The organism is Acidovorax sp. LjRoot66 (genome assembly GCF_964253305.1).
Taxonomy (GTDB): domain Bacteria; phylum Pseudomonadota; class Gammaproteobacteria; order Burkholderiales; family Burkholderiaceae_C; genus Acidovorax.
Genome location: NZ_CAXUQU020000001.1, coordinates 3511984 through 3533556 on the forward strand (window position 1 = coordinate 3511984; position 21573 = coordinate 3533556).

The 21573-nt window shown below is 65.4% G+C and carries 21 protein-coding genes and 2 pseudogenes; 9 read left to right on the forward strand and 14 right to left on the reverse strand.

Translation table 11 applies throughout. The features are described from left to right. Window positions 1-110 precede the first annotated feature (110 nt). The 13 genes from ACSQ3Y_RS16465 to ACSQ3Y_RS16525 form a co-directional block, all read right to left on the reverse strand. The gene (locus tag ACSQ3Y_RS16465; protein WP_436178093.1) at window positions 111-2015 is read right to left on the reverse strand and encodes a hypothetical protein; all 1905 of its coding nucleotides are present in this window, start codon (window positions 2013-2015) and stop codon (window positions 111-113) included. 4 nt (window positions 2016-2019) lie between these two features. Beyond that, the gene (locus tag ACSQ3Y_RS16470) at window positions 2020-3882 is read right to left on the reverse strand and encodes a glycosyltransferase family 39 protein (protein WP_436178094.1); all 1863 of its coding nucleotides are present in this window, start codon (window positions 3880-3882) and stop codon (window positions 2020-2022) included. After that, window positions 3879-4241, reverse strand: coding sequence for a GtrA family protein (locus ACSQ3Y_RS16475; protein ID WP_436178095.1), 363 nt, complete (start codon window positions 4239-4241; stop codon window positions 3879-3881). Before ACSQ3Y_RS16475 ends, ACSQ3Y_RS16470 begins: the two co-directional genes overlap by 4 nt. A 5-nt stretch (window positions 4242-4246) precedes the next feature. After that, window positions 4247-4984 carry a class I SAM-dependent methyltransferase gene (locus ACSQ3Y_RS16480; RefSeq protein WP_436178096.1) on the reverse strand — a complete coding sequence of 246 codons (738 nt, stop codon included), beginning with the start codon at window positions 4982-4984 and terminating at the stop codon, window positions 4247-4249. Beyond that, a complete protein-coding gene (locus ACSQ3Y_RS16485; protein ID WP_436178097.1) occupies window positions 4974-5987 on the reverse strand; it encodes a glycosyltransferase family 2 protein in 1014 nt (337 codons plus the stop codon). Before ACSQ3Y_RS16485 ends, ACSQ3Y_RS16480 begins: the two co-directional genes overlap by 11 nt. 172 nt (window positions 5988-6159) lie before the next feature. Next, on the reverse strand, window positions 6160-7179 hold the full coding sequence (locus ACSQ3Y_RS16490) for a LysR family transcriptional regulator (RefSeq protein WP_436178098.1): 1020 nt from the start codon (window positions 7177-7179) through the stop codon (window positions 6160-6162). Window positions 7180-7220: 41 nt separating this feature from the next. Continuing rightward, complete coding sequence (locus tag ACSQ3Y_RS16495) at window positions 7221-7955, reverse strand: amino acid ABC transporter ATP-binding protein (protein WP_436178099.1); 735 nt, start codon at window positions 7953-7955, stop codon at window positions 7221-7223. Between the two features lie 21 nt (window positions 7956-7976). Next, window positions 7977-8666 carry an amino acid ABC transporter permease gene (locus ACSQ3Y_RS16500; protein WP_428001088.1) on the reverse strand — a complete coding sequence of 230 codons (690 nt, stop codon included), beginning with the start codon at window positions 8664-8666 and terminating at the stop codon, window positions 7977-7979. Beyond that, on the reverse strand, window positions 8659-9351 hold the full coding sequence (locus ACSQ3Y_RS16505; protein ID WP_057203291.1) for an amino acid ABC transporter permease: 693 nt from the start codon (window positions 9349-9351) through the stop codon (window positions 8659-8661). Before ACSQ3Y_RS16505 ends, ACSQ3Y_RS16500 begins: the two co-directional genes overlap by 8 nt. Window positions 9352-9417: 66 nt before the next feature. Then, complete coding sequence (locus ACSQ3Y_RS16510) at window positions 9418-10242, reverse strand: ABC transporter substrate-binding protein (protein WP_057203292.1); 825 nt, start codon at window positions 10240-10242, stop codon at window positions 9418-9420. A gap of 36 nt (window positions 10243-10278) precedes the next feature. Further along, window positions 10279-11511 (reverse strand): aminotransferase class I/II-fold pyridoxal phosphate-dependent enzyme, encoded by a 1233-nt coding sequence (locus ACSQ3Y_RS16515; RefSeq protein ID WP_436178100.1) that lies wholly within the window; start codon window positions 11509-11511, stop codon window positions 10279-10281. A 2-nt stretch (window positions 11512-11513) separates the two neighbouring features. Then, complete coding sequence (locus ACSQ3Y_RS16520) at window positions 11514-12197, reverse strand: RraA family protein (RefSeq protein WP_428001087.1); 684 nt, start codon at window positions 12195-12197, stop codon at window positions 11514-11516. A 243-nt stretch (window positions 12198-12440) separates the two neighbouring features. Further along, window positions 12441-12671: a hypothetical protein gene (locus ACSQ3Y_RS16525; RefSeq protein WP_436178101.1), complete on the reverse strand. Its 231-nt coding sequence runs from the start codon at window positions 12669-12671 to the stop codon at window positions 12441-12443. A 110-nt stretch (window positions 12672-12781) separates the two neighbouring features. Here ACSQ3Y_RS16525 and ACSQ3Y_RS16530 point away from each other — a divergent pair, with 110 nt between their 5' ends. The 7 genes and pseudogenes from ACSQ3Y_RS16530 (at window position 12782) to ACSQ3Y_RS16560 (ending at window position 18659) form a co-directional block, all read left to right on the forward strand. Continuing rightward, window positions 12782-13666, forward strand: a complete 885-nt coding sequence (locus ACSQ3Y_RS16530) for a LysR substrate-binding domain-containing protein (RefSeq protein WP_436178102.1) — start codon at window positions 12782-12784, stop codon at window positions 13664-13666. Window positions 13667-13712: 46 nt separating this feature from the next. Then, a pseudogene (locus tag ACSQ3Y_RS16535) lies at window positions 13713-13905 on the forward strand (toxin); the annotation flags it as partial. A gap of 277 nt (window positions 13906-14182) precedes the next feature. Then, window positions 14183-14515: pseudogene (locus ACSQ3Y_RS16540) on the forward strand (toxin); the annotation flags it as partial. Window positions 14516-15073: 558 nt separating this feature from the next. Further along, window positions 15074-16174, forward strand: coding sequence for an RHS repeat-associated core domain-containing protein (locus ACSQ3Y_RS16545; RefSeq protein ID WP_436178103.1), 1101 nt, complete (start codon window positions 15074-15076; stop codon window positions 16172-16174). 14 nt (window positions 16175-16188) lie between these two features. Beyond that, window positions 16189-16593, forward strand: coding sequence for a hypothetical protein (locus ACSQ3Y_RS16550; protein WP_436178104.1), 405 nt, complete (start codon window positions 16189-16191; stop codon window positions 16591-16593). A 348-nt stretch (window positions 16594-16941) separates the two neighbouring features. Further along, entirely contained in the window at window positions 16942-17343 is a 402-nt protein-coding gene (locus ACSQ3Y_RS16555) for a hypothetical protein (RefSeq protein WP_436178105.1), read from the forward strand. Between the two features lie 326 nt (window positions 17344-17669). Continuing rightward, complete coding sequence (locus ACSQ3Y_RS16560; protein ID WP_436178106.1) at window positions 17670-18659, forward strand: hypothetical protein; 990 nt, start codon at window positions 17670-17672, stop codon at window positions 18657-18659. A 52-nt stretch (window positions 18660-18711) separates the two neighbouring features. On the opposite strand, the gene ACSQ3Y_RS16565 is transcribed toward ACSQ3Y_RS16560, so the two are convergent. Next, window positions 18712-20097, reverse strand: coding sequence for a TAXI family TRAP transporter solute-binding subunit (locus ACSQ3Y_RS16565; protein ID WP_436178107.1), 1386 nt, complete (start codon window positions 20095-20097; stop codon window positions 18712-18714). A 295-nt stretch (window positions 20098-20392) separates the two neighbouring features. Between ACSQ3Y_RS16565 and ACSQ3Y_RS16570 the strand changes: the two genes are divergently transcribed. Then, complete coding sequence (locus tag ACSQ3Y_RS16570) at window positions 20393-21055, forward strand: gamma-glutamylcyclotransferase (protein ID WP_436178108.1); 663 nt, start codon at window positions 20393-20395, stop codon at window positions 21053-21055. Between the two features lie 208 nt (window positions 21056-21263). Then, window positions 21264-21542, forward strand: a complete 279-nt coding sequence (locus tag ACSQ3Y_RS16575; RefSeq protein WP_428001077.1) for a hypothetical protein — start codon at window positions 21264-21266, stop codon at window positions 21540-21542. The last annotated feature ends 31 nt before the right edge of the window (window positions 21543-21573 follow it).

Genomic DNA, 21573 nt, shown 5'->3' on the forward strand with positions numbered 1-21573 from the left:
GGTGTGTTCTGGTCTGGTTCGGCATTTTCATCCTGTTGCATGCGCCGGGTTGGCGCAGGCAGCTTGGTGGCACGGATGGCCTGGCCGCCCAAACCCTTTGCCGTCAGCGGTCATCCCCCCTCCGCTCTGGTCGCGTCGGGTATCAATGCATCGCTGCAGCCCTGCTTGCCCTTCACGGGCAGCAGCAGGAACTGGTGCTCCTGTCCCGGCAGGTGGCCCAGGACGATGGCACAACGCATTCTGCTGGCCGCCTGGGCCATGCGTTCGTCCGAAAATCCCAGGATGGCCTCGAACCCTGACAGCAGCATGTCTTGGCGCTGAAAGGACTGCGCGACGTCGGGCCGTTCTGTGCTGACCAATGCGTCCAGGCTGACCTGGGCACCCGGGGTGGGCACAGCCATCACCATTTTTCGGCCGGCTCCGAGGGTCGGAGTCCAGCCGGATATGTGCAACTGGCGGCCTTCGACGGTGATGGCGTCGATGGAGCCGCCGTAGCCATGCGCCACGCGCGGGGGCGGCTTGTCCATGGAAAAAGCGTGACCGACATTGGCCAGCTGGGATTGGATGACGGCCTCCTGCTGCTCGGGCGGCAGGCTGTCCAATGGCACCAGGCACAGGCACTTGTCATTCCACGTTCGGATGCGCGCGCGCTCGGCTGCATCGGCGGGCGCCTTGCGCAGCAGCGCTGGCTCGGGATGGAGTCGGCCGGGCTCCAGGCGCTGCTGCGCTGCGTGCGCGTACATGATCTGGGTGACTGTGGAAATGGGCGAGAAGAACTCGTAAGGCACCAGGATCTGACCTGGCGGCGGATTCAGGGCGAATGCATAGTGGGCCTCGAACACCGCGTTGGCGGGGCGGTCATGCTCGCGCTGGGCCATGGACTGCTGCACCACCGCCACCACGAAAACGAGCAGGGCGGCTGCGCGCCAGCGCGCAATGCGGGCGGGCCACTTCAGGCTCCAGAGAACGCACAGGGCAACCCAGGGCACCCAGAGATAACGCGTATACCCGATCAGATCCACACCCGGGTGCACCACGAAAAGCAACGGAAAGACCATCACCACGGCAGCGGCGCCCAAGCCCACCAGCATCCATCGGCGGTGCGGCGTGGATTGTGCGGCAACCCCCGCCACCAGGCACACGAGGCACGCCAGGATTGCAGCCATGCCCAGCGCACCGCTTCCAAGCAGGCCCTGGGCCAGCATATGGGCCAGGTTGCCAATGAAGACCGGCAGGGCCTGCCAGTCGCCCAGCGCACTCCCATGGTATCCCCCCATGCCTGAAAAAACGCTGATGCGGACCACCGCATACGCCAGCGCCACTGCCAGTGTAGGCAACGCGAAGCGCCAACGCGCCATGCCCCAGGGCGAGCCCACCGCCCCAGGCGAGCCTGCAGCCGCAGACTGCGAGCCAGCAGGCAGCGGCAGCAGCAGGGTCAACGCCACCCAGGGGACATACACCTCCTTGCACAGCGTGGACAGCAGGTAAAACCCCGCTGCCAGAACGGCCCAGCGCCATTGCGCCCGCTGCACGGCATGCACATAGGCCCACAGGCCCAGGCAGGCGAACAGCAGGCCGTCCAGATAGTGCCCCACCATCAACTGCTGGGCCATGTGCACCGATGGGGCGCCAATCAGCAGCAGGGCCGCAGGCAGCAGCGCCTGCCAGCGCCCCAGCCAGTGGCGCAGCAGCAGATACAGCCCGCCCGCTGCGCAGGCCAGCGACAGCAGGTGGTGCAGGTAGAAGGGGAAAGGGTTCAGGCCGAAAAGGGCGTAGTTGACCTGGTACATGAACAGGTTCCACGGCGCCACCTGGTTGCCGGATGCCACGCGCGTCACCTGCGGGTCGAAGAACAACGACCACGGGCTGTACATGCTCACGTTGAACAGGTGCAGGCCGTCGTCCCAGCGCCAGTAGCCCTGCAGGGCGCTGCCGTGCAGCGCGAAGGTCAGCAGGCAGAGCACGCCCAGTGCTGCCAGTTCTGCCCGCCATGCTGGTTTCGTCGGACCCACCATACCGTCACCTGTGCCGGGTTGCCGCGGGCATGAGCACCCCCTGGCACTGCTTGCTGCCGGCTATCGGCAGCAGCAGGAACTGGTGCTGCTGCCCAGGCAAATGGCCAGGGGCTACGGCGCACAGCTCGGTGCTGGCGGTTTGCGCCGCCTGTGCACTGCTGAAGCTCAGTGTGGCCTCGAAGCCTGCCCCCAGCATGTCCGGGCGCTGCATTTGGCTGGCCACGTCGGGGCGCTGCACGCTGGCTATCTCCACCAGGGGAACCTCGTCGAAGCCGGTGATGAACAGCTTGCGGCCCGGCCCGATGGTGGGGGTCCAGCCCGTCAGGTGCACCTGCTGGCCGACCACGGTGATGGTGTCGATTGCGCCGCCCTGCTCATTGGCGATGTAGGGCAGCGGCCGACGCAGCGGAATGGCGAATGCCTGGTTGTCCAGCTGCGATTGCAGCGCCGCCTGCTGCTGCGCGGGTGGCAGGTCGCCCAAGGGCATGAGGCAGCGGCAGCGCTCCTGCCAGACGAGGATGCGGGTCCGCTCGGCAGCGTCTGCGGGCTCCTGGCGCACCAACGCCGGCGCCGGGTGCGCCGTGGCGGGCGCGAGCCGCTGGCGCGCCACATGGGCGCCCATGGTCACTGCAGTCAGATAGCCGGGCGAGTTGAACTCGGCGGGCAGCAGCGCCTGGCCTGCCGGAGGCTGAAGGACGAAGCCGTAGTGCGCATCGAACATCGCCTCGATCGGGCGGTCATGCTGGCGCTGCACCCAGGCCTGGTGCGCAGCCGCCGCGCTGAATACAAGCAATGCCGCCACGTGCCAGCGTGCCAGGCGCCTGGGCCAGGGCAGGCACCACAGCACGCACAGGGACATCCAGGGAACCCAGAGGATGCGCGCGTGCAGCATCCATTCAAAACCGGGGCGCGCCACGAACAGCAGCGGAAACACCACCACCGTGGCAGCCGCTGCCATGCCCAGCGCAGCCCGCATGCGCAACTGTGCCGGCTGGGCCGCCAGGCTGGCCACCGCGCAGACCAGGCACAGGGCAGTAGCGACGAGGCCCGGCGCTCCGGCACCCAGCAGCCCCTCGGTGAGCATGCGGGCCACGGTGGTGAGCACCCCGGGCAGGTCGTGCCAGCCCGTCAACGCACTGCTGTGGTAACCGCCCGCGCCCTCGAACACCTGGATGCGCACCACCGCATAACCCAAGGCCACCGCCACACTGGGCAGGGCATAGCGCCAGCGCGCCAGCCATTCGGGTGGCGACCCCCCGGGCAGCGGCACGAAAAGTGTCAGCGCGATCCAGGGGACATAGACCTCCTTGCACAGCGTGGACAGCAGGTAGAACACTGCTGCCAGCAGCGCCCAGCGCCATTGGCCCAGGCGTACCGCGCGGACGTAGGCCCACAGCGCCAGGCAGGCGAACGTCAGGCCGTCGATGTAGTGCCCCACCATCAACTGCTGCGCCATGTGGAAGGCCGGGGCACCCAGGAGCAGCAGGGTGGCGGGCAGCAGCGCCCTCCAGGGGCTGAGCCACTGGCGCAGCAGCAGGTACAGCGCGAGCGCGGCGGCCGCCAGCGACAGCAGGTGATGCAGGTAAAAGAGCTGCGGCCGCAGGCCGAAGAGGGACGTGTTGAGCTGGTAGATGAACAGGTTCCACGGTGCCAGTTGGTTGCCCGACACCGCGCGCGTCACCTCGGGGTCCAGGAACACCGACCAGGGGGTGTACTGCGTCACATTGAAGAGGTGCGTGCCATCATCCCAGCGCCAGCCGGCTTGCAGGGCGCTGCCATGCAGCACCAGCACCAGGGCGCAGAGCAGGGCCGCGGCAAGGAGGCCCGTGCGCCACGCCGGTCGGGGCGGGGTCAGCGAGGTACTCATCGGTACGTGAAGCTCCGATGGCCGACGAAGCTGAAAGCGGGCACGAAAACCACCACCAGCGCAATGCCCAGCGCATAGTGCCCGCCAACGCGCTCCACCAGCCAAGCGATACCCATGCTCATCAGGCCTGCCGTCCCGGCCACCAGCGCAAAGCGCCCGGCTGTAGCCATGCCCAGGCGCGCGCCAAAGCTCCAGCGGGTGTTGGCCACATAGGACAGCAGCGTGGCCACCACGAAGGCCACACCATTGGCCAGCGGCGCTCGCGCGCCCAGCCACTCAATCAGCACGGTTGCCACGCACACATGCGTGAGCGTGGACAGCACCCCCACCAAGGCAAAGCCGAGGGCAGAGCGACGCATGCTGGTCAAGAGGAACGACCCATTACCGCGATCACCGACGTGCCGAATGGCAGACCCATGCGCGCCACCAGCGGGCGCTCAGCCCCGAACAGGGTGCGCAAGGTGGCGTTGAGCCAGGGTGCGGGCAGGGCAGTGTCGGCATCGCCGCCTGTGCGCCCCGTCAGCTTGCCCACCAGACGGGCCAGCGCGATCAGCGGGAACAGCACGGTATTGAAGTAGCCCGCGCGGTGCACCACCAGGCCGGCCTTTGTGGCCTTGGAGCGCAGCCGGCTGGCGGTGTAGCGCCGGTGGTGGTGGTGGTCCACGTCGTGGTCCGACCACAGCCACTGGTACGCAGGCACGGTGAGCAGCAGCCGCCCCCCAGGTTTGAGAAGCCGGGCCACGCGGACCAGCGCAGCGTCGTCGTGCTCGACGTGCTCCAGCACGTCGAGCAGGCAGACCAGGTCGAAGCTGCCATCAGCAAACGGCACGGGCTCGGGCAAGCCGCCGGCCTCCACGGGGCACAGCCCCAGGCTGGCAGCAGCGGCACGTGCCTCGGGCGAGTATTCCATGGCGCTCAGGCTGCCGTGGCGCGCCAGCATGGCCAGGTTGCCGCCAGGGCCGCAGCCGATCTCCAGCACGCGGGGTTGGGCGCCCGGCAGGTCCAGGCCGTCGATGACGGAAGAAAGAATGTCGCGCCGTGCAGCAAACCACCAGTGGGTCTGCTGCACTGCGGCCATCTGGGCAAGCAGTTCAGGGCGCATGGTGATGGGGTGGTTCGTGTTGCGCGGCCGGTTGCGCGGGTGGCGTATGTTGCGGCGGTTCGGCAGGCTCGCGCACCAGGTAGATCGGCCGCCCCTTGGACTCCATGTACACCCGGCCCAGGTACTCCCCCAGCACGCCCAGCCCGATGAGCTGCAGCCCGCCCAGAAACAGCACCACCGTGATCAGCGACGCATAGCCCGGCGCGTCGCGCCCGAACAGCAGCACCTGGCCCACGATGACCAGGCCATAGCCGAACGCCAGCAGCGCGACGGCCAGGCCCAGGTAGGTCCAGATGCGCAGCGGCACGGTCGAGAACGAGGTCACCCCCTCCACCGCCAGGTTCCACAGGCCCCAGCCAGAGAATTTGGTGTCCCCAGCCGCGCGGGCTGGCCGGGTGTAGGGAATCGTCGCCTGGCGAAAACCCACCCAGGCAAACAGCCCCTTCATGAACCGGCGCCGCTCGGGCAGGCGCTTGAGCGCATCCACCACCTGGCGGTCCATCAGCCGGAAATCGCCCACATTCGGCGGTATCTGCGAGTCGGAAATGCGGTTGTGCAGCCGGTAGAACCACTCCGAGGTCTTGCGCTTGAGCAAATGGTCCGCGCTGCGGTCGGTGCGCTGGGCCAGCACCACGTCAAAACCCTGCTGCCACAACCGCACCATCTCCAGAATGAGTTCGGGCGGGTCCTGCAGGTCCGCATCGATCGGCACCACGGCCGCGCCCAGCGCATGGTCGATGCCGCAGGTCAGCGCCGCCTCCTTGCCGAAATTGCGCGACAGGTCGACCACCCTGAGGCCCGGCACCGTGCGGCACAGCGCCTGCAGCCGCGCCAGCGTGCCATCGCGGCTGCCGTCGTTCACGCAGACGATCTCGAAGGCCAGGCCGGTCTGCGCCAGCACCGGCAGCAGCTGCGCAAAAAACAGGTCGAGCGCGGCCTCTTCGTTGTACATCGGGCACACCACCGAGAGCAGTGCGGGGGCGCTGGCGTTGCTGCTGTCCATTTGGTTGGCTGGCAGAGAGGGCGAAAGGGCGTTGTCGATCAATGGTGCTTCAAGATTGGCTCGCCCTGGGAAGGCCTCCGCAGGTCGCGGTAGGCGCAGGGCGCGGACCGCTGAAGATACACCATGCAGCGGGCCTTGCCTGTAGGTTGCCAGGAGGCGTTCGTGACGGGGATCACCCGTCCTTTCTACCGCCCTTGGCCCGCGCCAATGCCCGGGCCAGCGCCGCATTGGCCTTGCCAGGCGCAGGTGCTTTCGGCGTGGCCGACGGCATGGTGGCCACCCACTGGCTGCCCTGCTGCTCCTGCGCGTCGAAATCGCATACCGCCTGGGCGATCTCGATCACCTTGGCCACCGTAGGGCTCACCACGTTCTTCCTGAACACCGCGTAGTAGTGCACGCGCGGCAGGTCGGGGCTCACGCGCAGCTGCACCAGCTCGCCGCGCTCCACCATGGGGGAGAACAGGGCCGGGGGCAGGTAGCTGATGCCCAGGCCCAGCATGGTCAGGCGCGCCACCACCACCATGTTGTTGCAGGTGAGCACGCGGTTCACGGCCAAGCCCTGCTCGGTGAACCACGCGTCGTACAGGTGCGACAGGGCCGAGTTGGTGGGCTGGGTGATCACCGGGTGGGCCACCAGGTCGCGCGGCGCCAGCGTCACCGAGGGGTCGAACCCCAGCGCCGGGCTGGCCATCCACTCGTTGCGGATGGAGCCCAGGGGCACGCAGTCGTATTCATAGCTCCAGAACGGGCCGGGCATGATGGCCATGTCCAGCGTGTCCTCGGCCAGCTTGCGGTACAGCGTCACGCCGCCATCGATCTCGGGCATCAGCGTCAGTTGCGGGTAGCTGCGGCTGACCTGGTCGATCAGCGGCGCCAGCCAGGTCAGGCCCACCAGCTCGGTCACGCCCAGGCGCACCACGCCCTCGAAGCTCTGGGCCGAAGCGAGCTGCTGCACCACGCGGCTGCTCAGCTCCAGCGTCTCCTGCGCCAGCTCCATCATCTGGCGCCCGCGTGGCGTCAGCACCAATTGCTTGGTCTTGCGGTCCAGCAGCGGCATGCCGCTGAAGGCCTCCAGCTCGGCCACGCGCTTGGCAATGGCCGACTGCGTGGTGTGCAGCTTGCGGGACGAAGCGCTGAAGCTACCGAGTTGCGCGCTCCAGTAGAACGCCTCCATCTGCTTGAGGGTGTACATCCCGGAAAGCATACCCCTGCCGGACAGTACCAAGGGGCTGGTCAGCCGTGGCTCGGGAGGATGTCGGACAGAAAGCGCTGCGCGCGCGGATGCTTGGGCGCGCTGAAGAAATTGGCCGGCGTATCGCTCTCCAGTATCTCGCCCGCGTCCATGAACACCACGCGGTCGCTCACCTCGCGGGCAAAGCCCATCTCGTGTGTCACGCAGACCATGGTCATGCCGTCCTTCGCCAGCGACTTCATCACCTGCAGCACCTCGCCTACCATCTCGGGGTCGAGCGCGCTGGTGGGCTCGTCGAACAGCATCACCGGCGGCTTCAGGGCCAGCGCACGGGCAATGGCCACGCGCTGCTGCTGCCCGCCCGAGAGGTTGCCCGGATAGGCATCGAGCTTGTGCGACAGGCCCACGCGTTCGAGCAGCACCTTGGCATCGGCCATGGCCGTGTCGCGCGGGGTCTTTCGAATGTTCTGGGGCGCAAACATCACGTTGTCCAGCACGCTCATGTGCGGAAACAGGTTGAAGCTCTGGAACACGAAGCCGATGCCGGCGCGCAGCGTGTTGATGTTCAGGCCCTTGGCGTACACGTCCTGGCCGTTCACGGTGATGCGGCCTTTCTCGATGGGTTCGAGCCGGTTGATGGTGCGGATCAGCGTGGACTTGCCCGAGCCCGAGGGCCCGCAGACCACGACGACCTCGCCGGCGGCGATGCGCAGGTCCACGTTCTTGAGGACGTGGTTCTCACCGAACCACTTGTTGACTTGTTCGAGTTGGATCATGGCGATCGATCAGAAAGGGGTTTAGCGCATGGCGCGGGTGCGGCGCACCCGGGCGTCCAGCAGGCTCACGCCGCGGCTCAGGGTGAAGCAGACGATGAAGTAGATGATGGCCAGCACGCCAAACACCTGCAGCGGCTTGGTCAGCACCAGGTTGTTCACCTGGTTGGCGGCAAAGGTCAGCTCGTTGACGCTGATCACATAGCCCAGCGAGGTCTCCTTGACGGTGGAGACGAACTGGCTCGTCATGCTGGGCAGCACGTTGAACAGCGCCTGCGGCAGCACCACCTTGAACATGGTGCGCCAGTAGCCCACGCCCAGCGAGCGCGAGGCCTCGATCTGCCCCCTGGGGATGGCCTCTATCCCTGAGCGGATTACCTCCGAAAGGTAGGCGCTTTCATAGATCACCAGAGCGCACACCAGCGTGGTGAAGCCGCTCACCGCATGGCCCGTGACCTTGGGCACCACGAAATAGGCCCAGAAGATCAGCATGAGCAGCGGCATGCCGCGCACCACATGCACCAGCGCGGCGGCGCAGCGCGCAACCCAGCGGTAGGGGCTGACGCGGGCGATGGCGATCATCAGCGCCAGGGGCAGCGACAGCAGCAGGCCCAGGCCGGCCACGATGAGCGTCATCGCCAGGCCGCCCAGCGGGCCGTGGGGGTACTGGCCTACCAACAGCAGGGGCCAGTATTCGCGAATGATGTCAAGCACGGCGGCCCTCCTTGCGCGCAAGGCTGTAGTGCGCCTGGATGCGCGAGCCGACGTACATCAGCAGGAAGGAGCCGATCAAATACATGATCGTCGCCGCCCCGAACGTGGCGAAGGTGCGGTAGGTTTCGTTTTCGATTTCACGGGTCTGGTAGGTCAGCTCCACCACGCCGATGGCCATGGCCACGCTGGTGTTCTTGAAGAGCAGGAGGGCGCGGCCCACCAGCGGCGGTATGGCGATGCGCAGCGCCTGCGGCACGATCACCAGGCGCATGCACTGCAGGTAGCTACAGCCCAGTGCGCGCGCCGCTTCGAACTGCGTGGTGGGGATGGCGCGCAGCCCGCTGCGGATGTCCTCGGCGATGTAGGCGGCCGAGCCCAGGCCCAGGGCGATGGCCGCGAGCGACATTTCCGCGTTGTGCTGATAGAGCCAGGCGCGCACCCCGTCGGGCAGCAGCTCGGGCATGCCGAAGTACCAGAACAGCACCTGCACCAGCAGGGGCACGTTGCGGTGGTATTCCACATACGCGTCCACGATGAAGGTGGTGGCCCGGACGTTGGCCGTACGCACTACCGTGAGCGTGAGCGCAATGGTGAAGGCCAGCACCCAGGCCACCGCGAACAGCTGCAGCGTGGTGACCATGCCGGAAGCCAGTTGCAGCAGCTGGGCGGAGTCTAGGAATTTCATGGGGCCATTTTTCTCTCGGGCAAGCCGCCGGCGGACGGCGGCTTGCCGATCAGCAACAAGAACGGATCAACGCGGAATGGGCGCAACGGTGAAGCTGCGCTTGAGCTTGTAGGGGCTGGCGGCGCCCATCCACTTGTCGAAGATGGCAGCCGCTTCGCCGGACTTCTCGGCCTCTTCCAGCACCTTGTTCACGGCGGCGATGAAGCCCGTCTCGCTCTTGCGCATGCCCAGGCCCCAGGGTTCGTCGAACACAGCCTTGTCCATGATCACCACGGGCGAGGTGGGTGGGCTTTGCAGCACCAGGCGGGCCAGCACCAGCTCAGAAGCGAACTGCCCGTCCACCTTCTTTTGCTGCAGCGCCAGGTAGGCGGCCGAGCTGTCCGCAAAGCCCAGCACCTGCGAGCCCGGCAGGCGCGCCTTGATCTCGCGCTCCGAGCTCGAACCCTTGGTGGCGCTGATGCGCTTGCCCGTCAGGTCTTCGATCTTGGTGAACTTGGACTCGGCGCGCGTCAGCAGCTTTTGCGGGCTCTGAAAGTAGGCGTGCGAGAAGGCGATCTGCTCGGCGCGCTCGGGCGAGTAGCCCAGGTTGGCGGCCAAAATGTCCACGCGCGACTCGTTCAGCTCGGGCACGCGCGCCGCCACCGACAGCAGCTTGAACTGCACCTTCACGCCCAGCTTGGCCGCGACCAGCTTGCACACGTCCACGTCATAGCCCACCAGCTCGCGCGTGGCACCGTCCTGAAAGCTGAAGGGCTGCGAGGTGCCCAGCGTGCCGCAGACGAGTTCGCCTTTTTGCTTGATGTCGGCCAACTGGTCCGCATGGGCGGCGAGGCTGGCGGTCAGGGCCGGCAGGGCAAGGCATGCACCGATCAGGAATTTGATTTGCTTCATGGCTGAATCCTAGAGGTTGTCAAAGGGCGGGGCGGGTTAAATCAGTTTTGCGCATGCGGCACGGATGCCTTCGCAGCCTTGCGCTATGGCGTCCATGGACGCCGCGAACGACAGGCGGAAGGTGCCGGGGGCACCATACGCCGTGCCATCGATGAGTGCTACGCCGGCTTCGCGCAGCAGGTAGTTGGTCAGGTCGGTATCGGTGCGCAGCACCTCGCCCGTGGGCGTGGTCTTGCCCATCAGGCCGTTGCAGTCAGGGAATACGTAGAACGCGCCTTCGGGCACCACCACCTTCAGCCCGACAATGCCCGACATCAGCCTCACCGCCACGTCGCGCCGCTCGCGGAAGGTGGCGGCAAACTGCTGCACACAGTCCTGCGGGCCGGTCAGTGCCTCCAGCGCCGCAGCCTGGCTGATGGACGATGCGCCCGAGGTGCTTTGCGACTGCAGCACCGCCATGGCCTGGATCAGCGGCTCGGGGCCGGCCCCGAAGCCGATGCGCCAGCCCGTCATGGCATAGGCCTTGGAGACACCGTTGACCAGCAGCGTGCGCGCGGCCAGCGCGGGCGCCACCTGGATGGGGTGCACGGTAGGGCTGCCGGTGAAGTTCAGGCGGGCGTAGATATCATCCGTCATCAGCCACACGTGGGGGTGGCGCAGCAGCACGGCGCACAGGCCTTCCAGGTCCTCGCGGGTGTACAGCGCGCCCGTGGGGTTGCTGGGCGAGTTCATCATCAGCCACTTGGTGCGCGGCGTGATGGCGCGCTCCAGCGCCTCGGGCGTGAGCTTGTAGCCCTGCTCGGGCGTGGCATTGGCAATCACCGGCGTGCCGCCGTTGACCACCACCATGTCGGGGTACGACACCCAGAAAGGCGCGGGGATGATGACTTCATCGCCCTCGTTGAGCGTGGCCGCCAGCGCGTTGTAGATCACCTGCTTGGCGCCGGTGCTCACGATGATCTGGCCCACCGGGTAGCTCACCCCCCAGTCGGCCTGCATGCGCGCCGCCACCGCCTTGCGCAGGGCAGGCGTGCCCTGCGATGCGGGGTACTTGGTCTCGCCCCGCGCCATGGCCGCAGTGGCGGCCGCGCAGATGTGCTCGGGCGTGGAGAAATCGGGCTCGCCGATGGTCAGGTCGATGATGCGGCGGCCCTGCTCGCGCAACTGCGCAATGATGGTGCGCACCGCCACGCTGGGCGAGAGCTTGATGCGCTGGATGCGCCCGGAAACGATGCTGGGGCTGTTGGCAAGGGCGGCGGCGTTGGTCATGCTCATGCGCCTCCCGCGGTTTTGGCGGCAATGGTCTTGTCCACCCAAGGCTTGGTGTAGGTGCCCGCGCGGATGCGCTCCTTGATGCCGGCCTCGTCCGCCTCCTTCTTCAGAGCCAGGGCCAGCACGTCCTCGGCAATGGCCGCCGGGATGGCGATCACGCCATCGGCATCGCCCACCACCACGTCACCGGCGCACACCACCTGGCCGCCGATGCTCACGGGCACATTGATCTCACCCGGGCCGTCCTTGTAGGGCCCCCGGTGCGACACGGAGCGTGCAAAGCAAGGGAACGCACCCTGAGCGAACACATCCGCATCACGGATCGCACCGTCGATCACGAAGCCGGCCACGCCGCGCCCCTCGGCATCCATGGCCATCAGCTCGCCCACCAGCGCATTGGTGGCCTCGCCTGCGCCATCCACCACGATCACGTCGCCCGGCTGCGCCAGCGCAATCGCTTTGTGGATCATCAGGTTGTCGCCCGGCCGGGCCTTCACGGTCACCGCCAGGCCCACCATGCGCAGGGCGTTGGCGGCATGGCGCGGCGCCAGGCCCACCACGCCGTACAGACGGCCCATGCAGTCACTGATCTGCGCGGAGCCCACGGTGGCGAACTGCGCAAGCGCCTCGGCGCTGATGCGGGCGGCGGGCCGCTCGTTGATACGAAAACCGACGGAAGACATGAATTTGTGACAGGAAATTGAACGGAACTTGATTAAAGTCGCGCACCTACCCATCGGCCAAACGATATAAATTCGGCCTGCATCACGAAAAAAATTCGTGATACACCCTTGCACCACACCAGTGCATCGCCAGGTTGACCTGGAAGTTGCCCCCTTGGCCGTGTCCAGATCAGGCCCGATTGCGCAGTAAAGCCCCGCCCCGGGCCGAAAGTGTTGGCCGCAGGGGCTGGGCCAATGCAGCCCTCACGGCCAGACGCCAAAGGGCGGCGCGGGCATGGCGCTGCTGCCTGCTGGTGCAAGCAGGCACGCAGCCGGTGCATGCGCCCGGGCCAAAAAAATCTGCCGCAGTGCCAATCGGCAGTGCGGCTTGCCTGGTTCCTGAACGCCCAGGCGTTTTCTTTGCGCGCGCATGGCTGGGCAAGGCCTGACGAAGTTACCTTGCATCAAGCCTTTGCCAACGTGCCGCTGCTGCATGTCAGGTGTCCTTCAGGGGTGGGGCAGAGTTGAGATGCATGCACTGTAAAAACTGCCATTGCTTTAAACAATCGAATTGTTTTTACATAAATAGTTAAAATGGCTAACCTATGCTGCTCGACCTGCCCTCCCTGCAAACCCTGGTCACCGCCGTCGAGCTGGGCGGCTTTGGCAAGGCCGCCCAGCGCCTGCACCGCACGCCCGGCGCGGTGAGCCTGCAGATCAAGGCGCTGGAAGAGCGCGTGGGCACGCCTCTGTTTCGCAAGCAGGGCCGCCAGCAGGCGCTGACCGAGGCGGGCGAGCTGCTGGTGGGCCATGCGCGGCGGCTCATCGCGCTCAACGACGAAGCCGTGCTCTCGCTGCAGGGCGCGCGCATGCAAGGCACCGTGCGCTTCGGCATGCCGCAGGACTTTGCCGACGGCTGGCTGCCCGCCACGCTGGCCCGCTTTGCGCGTGCGCACCCCGCCGTGCGCATCGACATCCGCGTGGACCGCAGCAGCGCGCTGCTGGCCCAGCTGCAGGCCGGCGAGGTGGACCTGGTGCTGGCGTTTGGCGAGCCCTCGGGTGGGCAGGCTGGTGGCCAAACCATCGCACGCCTGCCCACGCAGTGGATCGCGCAGCCAGGCCTGCCTCTGCCGCCCGGCGAATCCGTGCCCCTGCTGCTGCTGGAGCAGCCCTGCAGCTTTCGCCAGGCCGCCATCGCCGCGCTGGAGCGCACGGGCCGGCCCTGGCACACCGTGCTCACCAGCGCCAGCGTCTCGGCCATCTGGGCCGCCGCCCAGGCCGGCCTGGGCGTAGCGCCCCGTGCCACTGCACAGATTCCTGCAGGCTTGGCCGCGGTGGGCAAGCCGCTGGGCCTGCCCGTGCTGCCGTGGGTGGCCGTGTCACTGCACCGCGACAGCGTGGGCGGTGCCAACAACCCTGCGGTGGAGCATCTGCAGGCGGTGGTGCAGGAAGTGGTGGCGGGGCGGCTGGTACCTGGCACGGCCGATTGACCCCCATGGCACCATCGGGCCATTGAAACGAGCGAACCCACACAGCATGCGTTACGTCATCGTCGGCACCAGCGGTGCCGGCAAGTCCACTTTTGCTGCCGCACTGGCGCAGTGCTACCGGCAGCCCGCACATCGAGCTCGATGCCCTGTACTGGGGCCCCGGGTGGACGGCCGTGCCTCACGAGCAGTTCGAGGCCCGCGTGCGCAGCGCGACCGAGGGTGAGTGCTGGGTGGCCGATTGCAACCAGGGCCTGTTAACACTCATTTCGGGGTCGCGAAGGCCCTTGCCGGCGTGCCAACCTAGGCGCGCGACGCCGCGTGTGCTCTTGCACACGCAAGGAACGCAACGACGAGTGGCGCGCCGGCAAGGGCCTTCCCTTCGGGTTGCCCGGCCTGGGGGCCGTTTGCGGCGTTGCCCGCGCTTGCAAGGTGCCTACCTTGCTGCGCACGTGCGCCTTGCATCCAGCCCCCAGGCCGGGCAACGCGATCCCCGAAATGAGTGTTAACAGGCCCTGTACCGCCGTGCGCGATGTGCTGTGGGCTCGGGCTACGCACATCGTGTGGCTCAACTATGGGCGCAGTATTGTTTTCCCACGTGTGCTCTGGCGCACGCTGAGCCGTGGGCTGCTGCGCACACGGCTGTCCCACGGCAACCGCGAATCGCTGCGCATGGCGTTTTTCTCTCGCGACTCGGTGCTTTGGTGGTCGTACTCCACCTTTGCCAGAAACCAGTCGAAGTTCGCGGGGTTGCGTGAGGAGTCTGCGTATGGGCATCTGGAGTGGACCGAGATCACCAAGCCTTCACGTGCGCGAGCGTTCATAAGGGTGCACGCACGCGCCGATGGTTGAATCAGGCAACCTCGGAGGACTGAAAATACGATCCTCTATCGCGCCGGTTCTTCCACCGCCAGCCGATCAACCGTCTGAGCTTTCCATGCCCCTCCCGACCGCCGGTTCCCACGCCCCAGCCACAGCAGGCGCCTTCATGCAGCGCGCAGGCCAGAGCCGCGTTCCACGTACTGCAGCCCTTGCCACCCTCGTGTTGGCAATGGCAGGCGCACACGCCAAGGAGCCCATCGGCCCTGAAGCCGACCTGCCAACACCGTCACCTACACCTACGACGCCAACGGCAACCGCCTCACCAGTAGCCAACAGCGCGCAGGCACCACCACCAACCGCACCTACACCGTCACCGGCAATCGCCAGACCGGCTTCAGCCAGACGCAAACGGGTGCCAGCACCGCCAACACCACCGTCACTTACGGCTACAACACCGCCGGCGACCTGCTGACCGATGGCCTGCGCACCTACCAGTACGACAGCCAGGAACGCCTGGAAAAAGTCACCACCGGCACGGGCGTGGACTCCCCCAGCACCCAGTACGCCCACAACGCCCTGGGCCAGCGCGTGTTCAAGACCGAACCGCTGTTTGCCAGCGGTAGCGGATCAGGATCGGCCACCAGCGGCAAGAACCTCAACAACCTCCTGGCCGACCCCGAAGACCAGGAAGCCGAGCAAGACAAGGGCCTGATCCAGACCGCCTACGAATTCTTCACCCGCCTGTGGAGCCCCGGCAGCAGCGACGCGCAAAAGCTCGGCTTCGCCTACGTCTACGGCCAAGACGGCACCCTGCTGGGCGAATACGGCATGGGCGGCAGCAACAGCACCGGCACCACCCAGTACATCTACCTGCCCACCGCCAACGGCCCCATGCCCATTGCCGCCATCGTCAATGGCGTTGCGTATGCCGTGCACAGCGACCACCTGAACACCCCGCGCAAGCTCACCCAGGCCGACGGCCAGGTGGCCTGGCAATGGGCCTACAGCGCCTCCGGCGACGAACAACCCACCCTGGGCTCCAAGCGCTTCACCAACGAAACCACCAACCCCACAACGGGCAGCACCCCCATCCCCGAGGTGACCTTAAACCTGCGCTATCCGGGGCAGTACTACGACAAAGAAAGCAACCTGCACTACAACTACTTCCGCAGCTACAGTGCGGAGCGAGGGAGGTATACGCAGGCGGATCCTATTGGGCTGGAGGGTGGGTTCAATCGGTTTGGGTATGTGGAGGGGAATCCGCTCCGCTACACGGACCCAAGAGGTCTCAACCCACTTTTGGGTGCTTTGAACGGCGGGAGGCTGGGGGCAGTAACTGGGAGCGCATTCGGCCCGATTGGAACTGCAGCTGGGGGTCTTATTGGAGCGGGGATAGGAGCCGCAGTAGGGTGGTACATCACCGGTCCTATGCTGACGAACTCAAATCCACTGACCGGTGAACCAGGGAGCGAGCAGGCCTGCGAAAACAAGAGCGGCAACAAGAAGCAGACTCGTCGTTACGGCGCTGACGGCTATCCTGAGGCTGATACTGACTGGGATCACCCCCATCTGGGCTTGCCTGCGCCTCACGTGCACGAGTGGACAAGACCCGCTGATGGCAGTGCACCGACCCATGGCGACCGTCAGCCTCCTCGACCACCTCGTCCCGGCGATCCCGGAATACCCTAGTAGGATATTTACGAATGCGACACAAGCTACAAACGTCCGCGGACGGCGATGTCATTGAGCCTGACGTCCACGATGCGAAGCTCATCGGAATCCTCCTCAGAGGAAAAGACGCTGTCATCGAGCTCGAAACGGCAGACAGAAAGACACTGAGGCTGGTGCTATTCGGAGTCCAGCGATTGGTGGCCGACAATTTCAGAGAGGGTAATATTTTGCTTGACGTCGCAGTGGTGACAGGATCCAAAGTCAGCATAAGGGACGTGGCCGCTGCGTATGGGGTCAAACCCGAAAACCAAAAATTTCTGACCGAAGTGGTTGACCTTGTTGCTAGTGGCGCGCTCACGGTTGTGACGCTAAATCCCTCGTATGGCTGCTCATTGACGTCACTGTGCGAGCGAGTTGAGGTTGAGTACTCCGATTGATAAAATCTGCGAAAATAATATGAGAGTAATAAATGGGTCAGGTCTTGCCTTTTGTCCCCAAAAAGCATAGACGCCAACCGCCATCATCAAACTGAGCCGTCAGTTTTCGGAGATTCTGAAAATGGCAAGGCCATTGCGAATCGGGGTCCCCCGCGCGTTTACCAAGTTACCTTGCGGGGTGAGCGGGGTGAGCGGGGTGAGCCCATCGTGCTGGACAATAGTGATCGCAAAAATCTGCTGGGCGTTTTTAGGGTTTGGATGCCAGAGTTCGCGAAATAACTGCGACCGGACTTGGGAGTTGGAAAAAGGTAAAAACCTGAAATTTGTTGCCTGCTATTGAAAGAAAAAATGGAAGCCAATTCGCTTGAGATAGGCGCAACCTACTATCGAATTACATACGCGGACGTTTCTCAAACTATGCCGGGCATTGAGCCGTTGGTGTACGCAGGCATGAACATATCTGACCCACCTTCTGATGAATCGGCCAATTACTACTTCCAGGATGTGGTCTCTGTAGTGCGGTTTGGAGTGGGCGTCCGGTGGGGGCAAGAAGTGCAACCCGCTGACGAGACGTCAGATCCGAATCCTGATAATGATGAGGGTCGCGTGTATTGCGTTCATGAGGCGAGGGAGATAGGCTGGGTGATCTTTGATCTACAGGCTCTTCCCGCCGAGATTGAAGCAACTATTCAACGAGCCAAAGAGTTGGGCTTTCCGAAGTTGTCGAAGGTGAAAGGAAAGTGGGTTTAACTGCCGCATCCAGGGCCTTGAGCACGCGGGGTTGGAGTCTCTCAGGTGTCCTCGATTTCGCGCAGGCGCTCATACCAGCAGAACATGCGCGAGCGCACGCGGAACAGCGGCGGCACGATGCGCGACAGGGGCCGCAGCACGGCGATCTTCCCGTCCTATGCACACACGCACAGTTGCTTGGGTAAGGGCCATGAACGGTGCATATGGCCGATATGATGAGGGGGATAGAAGAGGGCGGATAGGGCGGGCGCTTCCAAACGCTACAGCATCTCCCGGAGGCCCTTTCGAGGCCCTGCCGCCAGTAAATTCTGATTTTGAAACAGTCGATGAAATTCAATACTGCCAGGCGCTCGCATCAATCCAATGCGGCGCTGCTTTTGCTGTCTGCGTTGTTGTCCGTTTCTGTTTTTGCCCAGACTCAGCCACCCGGCAAGAAAACGGTGAAGGCCGTGCCACAGCCCGCAGAAAAGGTGGCTGAGCCTGCTGCTCCGGTGGAGGCTCGCGCAGAAGCCCCGGTCGCACCACCCGCAGCCATGCCTAAGCCCTTTGCGCCGGTGTTTTTTGACCCCGCGGCCCCTGCGCTTCAATACGTTCAAAATGAACCCAGGAAGGTTTACGACTGGGTGGTGGAGCAACTGGTGTCAGTCTCTGGCAAGCCTGACAAGTTTTCCAGCCTGGACGAACGCAGTGCCTACGACGCTGCGCTGGCCGCTCGCATGGGAGGGCTCGGAGCGATTCCCATCATCGGCCGCTGCATTCTGGACTACAACATTGCCTATGAGACGTACGAAGTCAAAGCGCTTGCCGCACCCGTGAAAAGCGATATCGACGGCTCCCATAGCAAGCCCGAAGCTCTGAATCTGCGCCGGGTGACGCTGGGCAAGGCGAATGAAAAAACCGATTCGTACGAGGCCAGCAATGCCTATGGCGCCATCACCAAGGTCTTGCGAAATACCAGTGACAACTATGCCCTGGTGCTCTCGGGAATCCCTGGCAATGAGCCTTCGTCGGCCTTGGCGCGGGGTGCCAGCTCTTCCGTGCTCTCGGGCTATCTGCACGACTTCTACTACTACCGGCAGTCCGTGAAGATGCCGAGGGATATGGCACGGTCGCTGGAAAAGGACATTGGCTGCCTGTATGTCGCATCGCTCGCCGCGCCCTGGGTGGTGACGTACCAGGAGCGCACGAGTCCCACGCGCAGCGATCCGTTCGATGAAACCGACAACTACTTCGCGCTTTACGGCAAGCTCGACATGGTCGCTGTGATCAACAAGGCCACCGGAGAAATCTATTCGAAGGTGGAAAGGGGCCGATAGCGGCAACGCTCCCTCCACATTGGGGCGATGGCTGCCTGTTGGGCATCTGCTTTCAGCCCGCCTGCTCTGCAGGTTGCGGCGTTGCCGCAGGCCCTTCCTCCACCACACCCCCCGCCTGCACCCTGAGTAACTTCCTGCGCACCATCTGAATATGGTTGCGCAGCGCATACAGCTCATCCGCATACGACAGCGGCACGCTGATCTTCTCCACCTGCGCCTCCAGCCCGTCCAGGGCCTTGAGCATCTCGGGGTGGCCGGCAGGGTTGGTCTCCAGGGTGTCCTCGATCTCGCGCAGGCGGCCGTACCAGCGGAACACGCGTGAGCGCACGCGGAACTGGTACAGCGGTGGCACGATGCGCGACAGGGGCAGCAGCACGGCGATCAGCAAACCCATCACAAGCCACATGCGGTCGATGACGTTGGCGATCCAGAAGGGTAAATAGCGCTGCATCATGGGCACGGGCTCGTTGATGGCGCGCTCGCCTTCCTTGGCGATGGGCAGTTCGCTGTGGCGGGTGCTGGGGAACTCGCGGGCGCGGTTGAACCAGCTGGCGCCGCTGTGCAGCTTTTGCGCGTTCTGCGCGAACAGCGTGAGCAGGGCAGGGTGGGTGCCATCGCGTGCCAGCAGCGAGGTGGTGGTGGCCACCAGGCGCGCGTCCAGCGGCGGGATGTTGCTGGCCAAGTCCACCACGCCGCGCGGCAGGGTCACGGGCGTCAGGTACGGAAAGCGCCGCGCGTAGGCTTCGTGCTGGGCAAAGTCCATCAGGTGCACGCCGGGGGTCTGCAGCAGCATCTGTACCATCAGCGATTCGGGGGCCGAGGCGAACACCAGGGCATCGAGTTTGCCGTCCAGAAAGGCCACGGTGGCGGGCGTCTGCTCCAGCTGCGACAGGCGCACCTGTTTGGGCTCCACGCGGTTGGCCTCCAGCAGTTGCTCCATCAGTCGCGGCACGCCGCTGCCTTCAGACCCCACGTTCACGCGCAGGCCGCGCAGCTGGCGCAGGCTATCCAGCCGGCCCGCGGCGTTCACGCGCAGGGCCGATTCGGCGCGGTAGAACAGCCAGATGGGCTCCACGAACAGGCTGCCCAGCGATGCCAGGTTGTCCGGGTCATCGGGCAGCAGCTCTGCCGTGCCGCCCTGCACAAAGGCCAGGTCCGCCTCGCCATCGCGCAGCAGCTGCAAATTGTGCGACGAGCCCGCGCTGGGCTTGAGCACCACCTCGATGCCATCGGCCGCCAGCGCCTTCTGGTAGCGCTTGCCGAACTCTTCGTACGCGCTTTGCGCGGGGCCGGTGGCCAGCGTCACCGTCTTGGGCGGGTTGGGGTCCAGCCACCAGTAGGCCGCCACCAGCAGGCCCACGGCCAGAAAGGCCAGCGGCCCGGCAGACAGGATCAGGTCGCGCAGGGTGAGGAAGGTGTTGCGGAAGGCCTGGGGCATGAAGAGCGGGTGGGGGTGTTGGTAGAGGGCGGGTGAGCTGGCTGGGGCTGATGCGCCAGGGATGCAGGGCTTGCTGGCTGGCCTTGCGGACTTCGCGATTATCCGTGCACGCAGCGGGCAGGGTGCCTGGCGCAGCGGGATCAACGTATCCGTTGGTAGGAACCCGCTCTGCTGTGGCCGGATCGACCCATACTGACGTAACCGTGTGTCTCCAGGGCCCGGATTTTGCACGGGGTGGGTCGTTGGGTCCTGCAGCATGGCAAACTTGCCCCACCTTTGGCGTTTCTCACTGAAGATGACCATCCTGACCCGCGAGAACCTCCGCAACGGCAGCTTGCGCCGCCGCATGAATCTGGTTGCCCACCCGGGGTGGTCCGACGAGCGGGTGGAAGAATCCTTTGCCCACGCCTGGGACAGCCGGCCCGAGGGGCCCACCTGGGTGTTCGGCTACGGTTCGCTGATCTGGAACCCGCTGATGCCCTTCGAAGAGCAGCACACGGCCACGCTGGCGGGCTGGCACCGCAGTTTCTGCCTGCGCTCCATCTCCGGGCGCGGCAGCCCCGAGCGGCCGGGTCGCGTGCTGTCGCTCATGCCCGGCGGTGCCGTGCAGGGCGTGGCCCTGCGCTTGCCCGAGGCCGATGCGCGCGACGAGGTGCGCATGCTGTGGACGCGCGAGATGACGGGCGGCGGCTACCACCCCCAGTGGCAGGACGTGCAGCTGGAGGATGGCCGCAGCGTCACCGCCATCACCTTCGTGGCCAACCCCGACCACCCGCAGCACGAGCAGGACGCTTGTGCCGAGACCGTGGCCCGCCTGGTGGCGGTGGCCAAGGGCGTGTTCGGGCCCAACATCGACTACGTGCTGTCGCTGGACCAGGCGCTGCGCGAGCGCGGGTTGCACGATCCGTATGTGGAGGCGATCGTGCGGGGCATCAGGGAGGCGCAAGCCGAAGGGTGATACGGATTTGCCTTCAACCGTCTAACTTCGTTGGTCCGCCTTGCCGTGCTACAGCACTGTCTGCGGCTTCCCGCCTAGTTATACGATTGAATGCAAATCCGTATGAGGGGTGCTGCCAGGCTCTTTTTCGTATCTGCTGGCCGCCGGCCAAGAGACAATGCGGGCTGGCCCCGTGTCCCAACCACCACCCGCTTTCGCTCGTTCACCCATGCCCATCCACGCCCTGATCCCCAGCCGCACCCTCCTGATCGCCGTCGACCCCGATGGCAGTTGGTCCCTGGCGGACGATGGCACGCCGGGCTCGGCGGACGTGGATTTTCGTCTGGAGATCACCGATGACGGCGGCAGCGGCTGCCTGCTGGTGTGCGCGTCGCTCGACGGCCGGCTGGCCGCCGACCACTGGTTCGCCTCGCTCGGCGAGGCCCAGGCCTTTGCGGCCGATGCCTTTGGCGTCGAGGCGCAGGAGTGGGCCGCCACTGAAGGCTGATGCCGCAGCCCATCGCGTTGACAATCAATAC